The sequence below is a fragment of the Streptomyces sp. NPDC030840 genome, from assembly GCF_055572015.1.
This window is the reverse complement of record NZ_JBVIEE010000005.1, coordinates 242142-253521: the sequence shown is the minus strand read 5'-3', so window position 1 is coordinate 253521 and position 11380 is coordinate 242142. Positions and strand designations below refer to the sequence as shown.

Here is an 11380-nt window from a genome sequence, read left to right as displayed (position 1 = left end):
GGACACACCCACGAACACGACGCCACCCGCCGCCCCGGACACACCCACGAACACGACGCCACCCGCCGCCCCGGACACACCCACGAACACGACGCCACCCGCCGCCCCGGACACACCCACGAACACGACGCCCCCAGTCGGCCAGGGCACGCCGGCGCGGCTGACGCAGGACGTCGTCCCGGTCCTACCCGTCTCCGAGGAGGTGCCGTGAGCTCCGAACCGTCCGCGCGGCGTGCCCGTCTGCCCCTCTCGCTGCGCCGCAGGCCCGTCCCGTGGGACCGGCAGCGGCCCACTTGGCGCGACGCCAAACCGGGCCTCATCGCGCGGGCGTTGAAGCGGGCGCAGGCTCGGCCGTCCGGGAACTGGTACGTCGTGGGTGCCACCGCGGCGCTGCGCGGCGACCATCCCCTGTCCCGGACGGTGGCGGGCCGTGAGGTGGTCGTCTGGCGCGGCGCCGACGGCGGGCTGCTCGCCGGGCCGGGAGTCTGCCCGCACCTCGGGGCGCCCTTGGCCCACAGCCCGGTCCGGTGCGGGACGCTGGTGTGCCACTGGCACGGACTCGCCCTCGACGGGGCCCCGTTCGCCGGCTGGGACCCGCTGCCCGCCTACGACGACGGCGTCCTCGTCTGGGTGCGGCTCGACGAGATCGGCGGGGAGGAACCCCTGGACACCCCCGTCGTACCGGTCCGCCCCGATCCGGCGCGCTGCGTGACGGCCGTGTACGAGGGCGCCGGGATCTGTGAACCCGAGGACGTCGTGGCCAACCGTCTGGATCCGTGGCACGGGGCGTGGTTCCACCCGTACTCGTTCGTCGACCTCACGGTCGTCGGCTCGCCCGGCAGGAACGACACCGACGACCGCTTCACCGTCGACGTCTCCTTCAAGGTGGCGGGGCGGCTGGTGGTGCCGGTACGGGCGGTGTTCACCGCCCCTGACCCGCGCACCGTCGTCATGCGCATCACCGAGGGGGAAGGCGTCGGCTCCGTGGTGGAGACCCACGCGACCCCGCTCGGGCCGGACGAGCGGGGCCGTCCGCGCACGGCGGTGACCGAGGCCGTGGTGGCCGCCTCCCACCGCCCCGGCTTCGCGTTCGTACGCCGGGCAGCCCCGCTCCTCCGCCCGGTGATGCGCACCGCGGCGGCCCGGCTGTGGCGGGACGACCTGGCCTATGCCGAACGCCGCTGGCAGCTGCGTTCGGCAGGCCGGTTCCCGGGCTGACTCCAACTCACCGCGCCGATCACGGCAACCGGGATCCGGACCCTTCACGGGCCAGTCCCCACACACCGCCGTGTGTACTCCGCACCACCAGCACCCCAGGGCTGGCCTCCGCCAGCCGTGTGTGACGGTGTCGATCCGACGGCGACACCTCGTACCCCACCGGGCCCGGGCCGTCGGCAGCATCGCAGATCCGGCTTTCGCTTTCCCTGGTCGCAACCCCACACAAGCTGTACCACCAGCAGACGAAAAACCTCCTGGCGAGCTGATCACCGCAGGAGCCGGGTTCTTCCAGTCGCAGAAGAAGGGCATCTGACCAGGGAAGATGCCCGTCAGGCGCCGTCCTCGGGACACATCCGAGCGGTGAGTCGACACGCTGTCCCCACTCCCGATGTCTCCGATCGGTGTCCCAGCCTGACCAGCGGTTCCGGGGCATTTCCGGGCCTGTGTCCCGCAGGTCCCGTACACCGGGAGACCCGAGCGTACTGAAGGCACCCCCGGCTCCCCCGACGCGGACCGGAGAGGAAGCCTCCTGACAGGCGTTCACCCGAGCACGCTCAGCACCTGGGCCACCGTCTCCGTCGTACGGGCACGGGCGGCCGAGAGCCAGGGTCGTGGGTCGATGGCACGAGGGCTGCCGGCGAAGGCGTCGCGGACGGCTCCGGTGAAGGCGATGTTCAGTGCCGTACCGATGTTGATCTTGGTCATGCCGGCGGCGATCGCGCGACGCAACTCGTCCTCGGGCACACCAGTGGAACCGTGCAGGACGAGGGGAACGGGAACGGACTCCCTCAGGCGGGCGATCAGGCCGTGGTCGAGCCGTGCGGTGCGGGTGGTCATGGCGTGCGAACTGCCGACGGCGACGGCGAGGGAATCGACGCCCGTCTCGGTCACGTACTCGCGTGCCTGCCGGGGGTCGGTGCGGGCGCCGGGCGCGTGGACGCCGTCCTTGCCGCCGACTTCGCCGAGTTCGGCCTCCAGCCACAGTCCGTGCGCGTGGGCCCACTCGGCGGCGGCGCGGGTGGCGGCCAGGTTGCGGTCGTGTGGAAGCGCCGAGGCGTCGTACATCACGGATCCGAAGCCGTCGTCCGCGGCGCGGCGCAAGAGCGCCTCGTCGGTGACGTGGTCCAGGTGCAGGGCGACCGGGACGGCGGCCGCCTCGGCCACCGCCGCGGTGGCGCGGGCGATCGGCGCGAGAGCACCCCCGTGGTAGCGCACCGCGTTCTCGCTGATCTGGCAGATGACCGGGGCGCCCACGGCCTCGGCTCCGGCCACGATCGCCTCGGCGTGCTCAAGAGTGATCACGTTGAACGCACCGACGGCACGTCCCTCTTCGTGTGCCGCCCGGACGAGGTCGGCGGCGAGGGTCAGGGGCATGGCGCGGATGGCCTTTCCGGAGGACGGCTCCCGGCACGGCAGTGACGGAAATCGTGAAAGGTGATGCGGGAAATTGCGGCTTTGGAATCGAAACAGCACTGAAACATGCGATGCCCGACAGAACGGTCCGCCCTGTTCCGTGGTTTCATGGCACCCACACCACCGACAGGGAGCGACGGAGAATGGCGACACCGCAGGCCAGGTGGAGCGCGCTGCTGGAGATGCTGACGCGCGACGGACGTATCGAGGTCGAGGCGGCCGCGGCCGAACTCGCGGTGTCCGCCGCCACGATCCGGCGCGATCTCGACGAACTGGCTCGCCAACAGATGGTCACCCGCACCCACGGTGGCGCTGTGATCAACGCGATCGCGTACGACCTGCCGCTGCGTTACAAGGCGGCGCGTCACGCCCCCGAGAAGGAGCGGATAGCGAACGCGGCGGCCGGCCTGGTCAAGGCCGGGGCGGTGGTGGGTCTCAACGGCGGCACCACGACCACCGAGGTCGCGCGGGCACTGGCGACCAGGAGCGACCTGGGCTCCGAGGGCGGCGCCGAGCCGTCGCTGACGGTCGTTACAAACGCCCTGAACATCGCCAACGAGCTGGTCGTACGCCGGCATGTGAAGCTCGTCGTCACCGGCGGGGTGGCGCGCCCGGCCTCGTACGAACTGATCGGGCCACTGGCCACCGAGCTGCTCGCCGAGATCACGCTGGATCACGTCTTCATCGGCGTCGACGCGATCGACGTCGTGCATGGCGCGACCGCCCATCACGAGGGTGAGGCCAGCATCAACCGAGCGCTTGCGCGGCGCGCCCAACAGGTTGTCGTGGTCGCCGACTCCTCCAAGCTGGGCAAGCGGGCGTTCGCGCGGATCTGCCCGTTGACGGACGTCCATGTGCTGGTCACCGACAAGGACGCTCCCGACGGGCTGATCGAGCCGTTCGCCGCCACCGGGGTGGAGATCGTCCGCGCCTGAACAGCTTCGCACCGGGACGGTGTTCCCGGCGCCTGTCACCTGGCGTCCGCCGGACCGTACGTCATGACCGACCGCGGCCCGGCAGCCCGGGCCTGCCGGATGCCGGGGCGCGCAACGGCACGTTCTGCCGGCCGAGTTCGGCCGCGTGGGCGGCGGTACCGTGGCGTCGTCGGCCGGCCTCATCGCTTCACCCCTTGACACCGCCGGCCGTCAGGCCGCTGATCAGATGGCGTTCCACGAAGATGAACAGCACCACGACCGGGACGATGGCGATCAACGAGGAGGCGAAGAGGTACTGCCACTGCTCCTGGTATGCGGTGACGAACCCGGGGATGGCCTTGGTCAGCGTCGTGCGGTCCCCCGAGGACGTGATCGTGAGGGCGACGACGTACTCGTTCCACGCGGCGATGAAGGTGTACACCACCGCCGTCACCACGCCGGGCATGGCCAGCGGCAGGGTGATCCGGGTCAGCGCCCCCAGCCGGCCGACCCCGTCCAGGTACGCCGCCTCCTCCAACTCCCTGGGGACGCTCGCGAAGTAGGCGTTGAGAATCCAGACGCAGAACGGCAGATTGAACGCCGCGTTGACGAGGATCAGCGCCTCGCCGGTGTCGGTCAGATCGAGGCTGACCATCTCCCGGTAGATGCCGACCAGCAGCGCGGTGGGCGCGAACATCTGGGTGACCAGGACCAGCAGCAGGAACGCGCCGCGGCCTCTGAAGCGGTGCCGCGCGGTGTAGTACGCGGCCGGCAGCCCGACGAGCAGCGCGAGCAGCGTGGACATCCCGGCGACGTACAGCGAGAAGCCCAGCGAGCCGGCGACCGGCGGATCGTCGAGCGACCAGACGTCGGCGAAGTTGGACCACCGCCATTCGGACGGCAGGTACGAGGGCGGGGAGTGCATGAGTTCCGGCGTCGGTTTCAGCGCCGTCAGCAGCATCTGAAGGTACGGGGAGAGGAACACCAGGGCGAGAAGCCATCCGGCCCCGGCGAGCAGCGCGGTGCGTATCGTGCGTGCGGCGTGCGGTGCCGTGCGTACGGTCCTTGGTGCTGTGCGTACGGTCCTTGGTGCCGTGCGTTCGAGTCCGGGCGTCATCCGTTCCGGCCCGGGCGTCGTCCGCCCGGCCGAGGGTCCGGTATGTGTGGCGCGCGGTCTCATCGGATCTCCTCCCGCCACCGCACGACCCGCAGATACGCCAGCACCACGACGAGGATCAGTGCGAAGTTCACGACGGCCATCGCGGCCGACTCGCCGACGGCCTGGTTGTCGAAGGCGAGCTTGTACATGAAGGTCGTCGTCGTGTCGGTGGCGAAGCCGGGGCCGCCACGGGTCATCGACCAGATGATCGGGAACGAGTTGAACACGTTGATGATGTTGATGATCGCGGCCACCAGCAGCGAGGGCCGCAGTAGCGGCAGCGTGACCGCGAGGTACGTCCTCACCGGCCCGGCGCCGTCCATCCGGGCCGCCTCGTAGACCTCCGCGGGGACGGTCTGGAGCCCGGAGAGTATGACGAACGTGGTGAACGGCAGGGACACGAACACCGCCACGGCCATCATCGCCGCGAATCCCAGGACGGGGTCGGCCAGCCAGTTCACCGGCTCGTCGAGGAGACCTACGTCCATCAGGACGCGGTTGACGACGCCGTAGAAGTTGTTGAGCATCCAGCGCCAGATGAGCGCGGTCATCAGTACGGACGCCGCCCAGGGGACGATGAGCGCCCAGCGGACCAACCGTTGCCCAGGGAAGCGCGCGTTGAGCAACTGGGCGAGGCCCAGGGACAGCAGGACTGTGACCGCGACGACGCCGACGACCCAGACCAGCGTGCGCAGCAGGACGCCCGGCAGTTCCTCCTCGCCGAACAGGTCGGCGTAGTTGTCGAGTCCCGCGGAGCCGAGGGACAGTCCTGTGGAGCTGATGCGGGTCAGGGAGGTGCGGACCATTTCGACGACGGGCCAGACCACCATGGCCAGGATGAGGACGACGGCGGGGCCGAGCCACAGCAGTGGTTCGAGGGACCGGAGGCCGCGCCGCCGTTTCCGGCCGGGGCCACCGGGCGGTGCCGCCCCCTCCGGGGCCGGCTCCCGTCGGTCCCCGGAGGCGCGTACGGAGATGTCGTGGACGGCCATGCGTCAGCCGGCCTTCTCCACGGTCTTCTGGATCTTCTCCAGGACCTCCTGGGGATCGCCGTCCGCCACGGCGGTGCCTATCTGCTGCTTCACGGCGCCGTCGACAGCCGCCCAGCCCGGGTTGTCGGCCGGGGCGAACTTGGCGCGTGCCAGCGCGTCGACGAACGGCTTGTAGTAGTCGGCGTCCGAACTGAGCGCGTCACCGGCCGACTTGGTCACCGAGAGGAATCCCTCGGTGGACAGGAACCTGGAGGCGTTCTCCTTCTGGTAGAAGAAGTCCAGGAACTTGTTGACCGCCTCCCGGTTCTTGCCTCCGTCCTTCTTGAACGCCACCAGGTAGTCCTGCACGCCCAGTGTGTTGTGGGTGGTGCCGTCCTTGCTGGGCAGCGGCGCGACACCGTAGTCGAGGTCCTTGTCGACGGGGTCGATGAAGCCCTTGCGCATGAAGACGGCGCCGTTGAGCATGCCGATCCGGCCTTGCGCGAACTGGTTGAAGACGTCCTTGCGGTTGGTGGTCTCCGGGTTGGGCTGGGTCAGGCCTTGCTTGGTCAGCTTCCTCAGGTAGGTCAGGGTCTCCACGTTCGCCGGCTGGTCGACGGCCCACTTCCCGGAGTCGTCGACCCAGCCGCCGCCGTTGTTCATCGACCAGATGCCGAACTCGCCCTGGGCTTCCTCCGGTCCGAGCGGCAGTCCCAGGGGGATCGCTCCGGTTTTCTTGATCTTCCTGGCGGCGGCCTCGACCTCGGCCCAGCTCTTCGGCGGCTCCGCGACACCCGCCTTCTCGAAGATCTCCTTGTTGTAGAAGAACAGCCGTGCGCTGGAGATGAACGGCAGGCCGTACTGGACTCCTTCGTACGTGGCCTGATCGGCGAAGAGGGGCAGGAAGTCGTCGAGCACTTTCGCCGACACCGCCTCGTCCGCCTTGTAGATCAGGTCGTCGCGGGCGAAGTCCGAGAACTTGTTGTAGTTGAGGACGTCCGGCTGCTGCTTGGTCTGGATGTACGTCTTGACCTTGGAGTCCATCTGCTCCCAGTCGACGACTTCCAGGTTGACCTTGTGGCCGGGGTTCCGGGCCTCGAAGTCGTCGATCAGGTTCTCCCAGAAGGGCTGGGTGTCGTCGTCGTACTTCGCGGCCACGAAGCTGATCGTCCGGCCGTCCGAGTCGTCGGTGCCGGAGGAGCTCCCCTTGCCGCATCCGGTGAGCGCCAAGGCCAGGGTCAGGCCTGCGGCCGTGCCTACGAGGTGCCGGTTCACGCGGTTACCACCCTCTCTTCGTACGGCGTGGAGTTGCGATGATGCGGCTCGTTGCTTGTTTATGCTCGAATCTTGCTACGATCAAGCATTAAACGTCATCATGCTCAATCAACCACGCATGGTGTCAAGGGCACGCCGGATCACGACTCGGCCACACAAGGGGCGGATCCCTCGTGTGCCCGCACCGACGAGGGGCGGCGCTTCACCGCGCGACCCACGCCATGTGTGTCCGAGACGGGAGTCCCCCATGAGCCAGACAGAGACCGAGATCGCCACACAGCCGGAGTGCTGGCGCCGCGCCATCGCGCTCGCGCGCCGACCGGACGCCGCCGGCGGCGCGGAGCTGCCCGGGCCGGGCGAGCGCGTGGCCGTCGTCGGCTGCGGCACTTCGTGGTTCATGGCCCAGGCGTACGCGGCACTCCGCGAGTCCGGTGGCCACGGCGAGACCGATGCCTTCCCGGCGTCCGAGATGCCGGTCGGCCGACGCTACGACCGGGTGGTCGCACTGACCCGGTCGGGCACCACCACGGAGGTACTGGCGGTGCTCCGTCAGCTGCGGGGGGTGACGCCCACCGTCGCGGTCACTGCCGATCCGGCGACCCCCGTCATGGAACTCGCCGACGCGGCCTGCGTCCTGGAGTTCGCCGACGAGACGTCGGTCGTGCAGACCCGGTTCGCCACCACTGAGCTGGTGTTCCTGCGGGCTCTGCTGGGCGAGGACCTGAGCCGTCTGACCGCGCAGGGGGAGGCCGCCCTCGCCGAGCCGCTGACCGACGAGCTCCTCGCGGCCGAGCAGTTCACGTTCCTCGGCAGGGGCTGGGCCCACGGGGTGGCGCAGGAGGCGGCGCTGAAGATGCGCGAGGCGGCGGGCGCCTGGACGGAGGCGTACCCGGTGATGGAGTACCGGCACGGGCCGATCAGCATCACCGGCCCGGGGCGGGTGGCCTGGTGGTTCGGCGACCCGTCCGGCGTTCCCGAGGGACTGCCGGACGAGATCGCCCGTACCGGCGGCCGGCTGGTGGCCTTCGGCCGCGACCCGGTGGCGGACCTCGTCGTGGTGCAGCGGCTCGCCGCGGCCCTCGGCGCGGCGCGCGGCCTCGACCCGGACAACCCGCGTCACCTCACCCGTTCGGTGATTCTCGCCTGATGCCGTTCACACCGAATTAACAGCCTCACCAAGCCGGATTCGCTGCCCGTGGCTCGTGCCGTCAGGCAGCGGGCCCGCCTGTCACCAGCCGCAACATCGGCCAGCAAGGCCCCGCAGGAATCAAGGGGCGCATCGTTGACAGGTGAGTTTTTCTGCAAGAACATGTTCGGAAAACCACAAGATCTTGCACAGCTGATCAGACACGTCATGCTCCTGGCCGCTGGAGGACACCAGTGCGTGCACAGCCCCGCAGACTCGGCGCATCACTTGCCGCCGCCCTGGCCCTGACTCTCGCCTCGCCCGCCACGGAATCCCTCACCCAGCCGGCGCGGGCCGATTCGGCTCCCCGGCCGGAAGTGACCGAAACGGCGGACGCCCTCACCCTGTCCGTACCGGCCACCAGGAAGAGCCCCGGCTACACCGTCGACGTATCCACCGACGGCGATCTCGCCCTCAGCACCGAACGCGCCGGCACTCCCGTCCTCGCCACCGCGGGCGGCGACACGGGTGCCCTACGGTTCCGCTCCGCCGGCGCATGGCAGCACGCTACCGACGTCACCGGCTGGAGCTGGAAGGACGGCGTCCTGACCCTGACCGCCGACACCACGCTGGACGGGGCCACCGTCGAGGCGCGCGTCACCCCGGCCGCCGACCGCTACCAACTCGACTGGAGCGTCGAGGGAACCGAGCCGGACCGGCTCGGACTCGCCTACGACCTGACCTCCGCCGGGCACTGGTACGGGCACGGCGAGGCCGAGACCCCGCAGGGCGGCCCCGGCACCGACCAGCCCTGGCCGCTGGACAGCGGCGAGGTCGAGCACCCGACCTTCTCTCCCGCCTCGTACAACATGATCGACCCGTTCTGGTACACCTCCAGCTCCGCCGGGCTCCGCGTCGACACCGGGCATGTCATGGACGTGGCAATCAATGAGGGCAAGGACGGACTGGGCCGCTTCGACGTGCGGTCCGCCGATCCCTACGAGGCCACCGTCTTCGTCGAGTCGACACCGCTGGAGGTCTACCGCGACTACGTCGGCATCGTCGGGAAACCGGCGAAGAGCGACGCCACGTACGAGCAGTACGCCAAGCCGGTCTGGAACTCCTGGGCGCAGTTCTACACCAACATCGACCAGGAGAAACTCCTGGACTACGCCACCGACTTGAAGGACGACGGGCTCGAAGGGCACGCCCTCCAGCTCGACGACAAGTGGGAGTCGAACTACGGCAATCTCACCTTCGACGCGAAGGCCTACCCCGACCCGAAGGCCATGTCGAAGAAGATCCACGACCTCGGCTTCGACTTCGGGCTCTGGACGACCCTGTGGATCAATCTCGACTCCGACAACTACCAGTTCGCCGTCGACAAGGGGTACTTGCTCAAGGACGCCACCGACACCACCAGGCCGTGCACCGTGACGTGGTGGAACGGCACCGCGGGAATCATCGACCTCGCCAACCCGGAAGCCAGGGCCTGGTACACCGGCCGCATCAAGACCCTGATGAGCGACTACGACATCGACGGCCTGAAGTTCGACACCCGCTTCTTCGACGAGAAGTGCGCCCCGCGCGACGGTTACAAGCCGACCGACTACCAGCGGCTCGGCACCGAACTCGCCGACGAGTTCGACCTGCAGGGCGTCGGCATCCGCGTGCACTGGGACTCCACGGCCCATGAGGCCGGGTTCGTCACCCGGCAGGTCGACAAGGGCACCGGCTGGGACTCGGTCCGCGCCTCGGTCACCCAGAACCTCGCGATCTCCACGATCGGCTATCCCTTCGTCGCGACCGACATGATCGGCGGCTCCGGCGGCCAACCCGCGCCTGAGAAGGACGTGTTGATCCGCTCGGCTCAGGTGGCTTCGCTGATGCCGGTGATGTACTCCTCCACATCACCCGTCGACACCGTCGACGTGACCACCGGCCAGAAGATCGACTACGACCAGGAGACCATCGACCTCTACCGGGCGGCGATCGAACGCCACGAACGTCTCGCGCCCTACATCTGGGACCAGGTGCAGCAGACGCTGAAGACCGGTGACCCGATCGTGCGGCCGCTGTTCTTCGACTTCCCGAAGGACAAGGCGAGTTACACCGTCTCCGACGAGTGGATGCTCGGCCCCGCCGTCCTCGCCGCGCCGCAGGTCGCCGACAAGGCGACCCGGACCGTACACCTGCCGCCGGGCATCTGGTACGACGTCAACCAGGGCACCGTGATCCGCGGTCCGAAGGACCTGAAGGGCTACGGCGCCCCCTTGGGCGTCACCCCTGCCTTCGTCAACCTCAAAGCGAAGGGCGCGGACAAGGCCCTGCGTGCCCTGCGGAGCAACGACGCTCCCGCCGCCTCCGTACTGCTCGCCCCCGACGCGCCGGAGACTGGCTCCGGCGAGGCCTTCGAGATGACCACGACGGCCACCAACTGGGGCTCGCGGTCGCTGAAGCGGGTCACGGCCACGCTGGAGGTGCCCGTCGGCTGGCGTGCCGAGGCCACCACTGCCGCGACCGCGAAGTCACTCGCCGCCGGCGCCACGCTCACCGCCAGGTGGACCGTCACCCCGCCCGCCGACGCCCGCTGGGGCAGCCACAGCCTCACCGCGACGGTGAACTACGACGGCGGTAAGAAGGTCTCCGACCGCCTCCCGGTAAAGGTGAAGCCGAAGCCGGGCACGGTGTCCGCGCCTTACCGCACGGCCGATACCACCGGTGACGCCCAGTTCGCCCAGGCCGGTGACCAGTTCGCCATGTGGGCAGGTGGTCAGGACCTGTCGGGCTGGAAGGACGAGAAGGCCGCCGTCTACGAGAGCGGGGTGTTCGGTGAAAAGGCCACCGTGCGGGCGCGGATCGTCTCCCAGGACTCCGTCAGCCCCCTCGGCAAAGCCGGCATCGCCGTCGCCAACGACCTGTCCGCCCCGGAGAAGGGCGGCTATGCCGTGCTCGTCATGACGGACAAGTACGGCCTGGAGTTCCTGACCGACAGCGACGGCGACGGAAAGCTCGACACCTGGGCGGGCGGCGACCAGAGCTACCACCCGGCCCACCTCAGGCTGGTGCGCGACGGCACGACCTACACCGCGTACGCGAGCAAGGACGGCACCACCTGGTCGACGGTCGGCTCGGCCACGGTCGCCTCGGCATCCGGCACCGGGGACGCGGGAGTGGTCGCCTCCGCCGTCAATCTCAACTATCCCGGCGAACGGGTCCAGGCCGTCTTCGACGGCTTCTCGGTCACAGCGTCCTGACGCTCCCGGCCATCGCAGCCCGAAAGCACCCCGATCGCTCCGGCAGC

Annotated in this window: 8 protein-coding genes; 4 read left to right on the top strand and 4 right to left on the bottom strand. The window is 69.3% G+C overall.

Translation table 11 applies throughout. The features are described from left to right. Nucleotides 1-207 precede the first annotated feature (207 nt). Nucleotides 208-1218, top strand: a complete 1011-nt coding sequence (locus tag ACZ49J_RS14045) for a DUF5914 domain-containing protein (RefSeq protein ID WP_467447913.1) — start codon at nt 208-210, stop codon at nt 1216-1218. 540 nt (nt 1219-1758) lie between these two features. Here the strand turns inward: ACZ49J_RS14045 and ACZ49J_RS14040 are convergent. Next, a complete protein-coding gene (locus ACZ49J_RS14040; RefSeq protein ID WP_467447912.1) occupies nt 1759-2592 on the bottom strand; it encodes a class II fructose-bisphosphate aldolase in 834 nt (277 codons plus the stop codon). Between the two features lie 182 nt (nt 2593-2774). Here ACZ49J_RS14040 and ACZ49J_RS14035 point away from each other — a divergent pair, with 182 nt between their 5' ends. Beyond that, the gene (locus tag ACZ49J_RS14035; protein WP_467447911.1) at nt 2775-3566 is read left to right on the top strand and encodes a DeoR/GlpR family DNA-binding transcription regulator; all 792 of its coding nucleotides are present in this window, start codon (nt 2775-2777) and stop codon (nt 3564-3566) included. 187 nt (nt 3567-3753) lie between these two features. On the opposite strand, the gene ACZ49J_RS14030 is transcribed toward ACZ49J_RS14035, so the two are convergent. From ACZ49J_RS14030 to ACZ49J_RS14020, 3 genes are read right to left on the bottom strand one after another with little or no spacing between them, the layout of a single operon-like run. Beyond that, nucleotides 3754-4662: a carbohydrate ABC transporter permease gene (locus ACZ49J_RS14030; RefSeq protein WP_468349163.1), complete on the bottom strand. Its 909-nt coding sequence runs from the start codon at nt 4660-4662 to the stop codon at nt 3754-3756. A gap of 59 nt (nt 4663-4721) precedes the next feature. Beyond that, entirely contained in the window at nt 4722-5696 is a 975-nt protein-coding gene (locus tag ACZ49J_RS14025) for a carbohydrate ABC transporter permease (RefSeq protein ID WP_467447908.1), read from the bottom strand. 3 nt (nt 5697-5699) lie between these two features. After that, nucleotides 5700-6950: an extracellular solute-binding protein gene (locus tag ACZ49J_RS14020; RefSeq protein ID WP_467447907.1), complete on the bottom strand. Its 1251-nt coding sequence runs from the start codon at nt 6948-6950 to the stop codon at nt 5700-5702. A 247-nt stretch (nt 6951-7197) separates the two neighbouring features. On the opposite strand from ACZ49J_RS14020, the gene ACZ49J_RS14015 reads away from it, so the two are divergent. After that, entirely contained in the window at nt 7198-8097 is a 900-nt protein-coding gene (locus ACZ49J_RS14015; protein WP_467447905.1) for an SIS domain-containing protein, read from the top strand. A gap of 233 nt (nt 8098-8330) precedes the next feature. Further along, nucleotides 8331-11333 (top strand): TIM-barrel domain-containing protein, encoded by a 3003-nt coding sequence (locus ACZ49J_RS14010; RefSeq protein ID WP_467447904.1) that lies wholly within the window; start codon nt 8331-8333, stop codon nt 11331-11333. Nucleotides 11334-11380 lie beyond the last annotated feature (47 nt).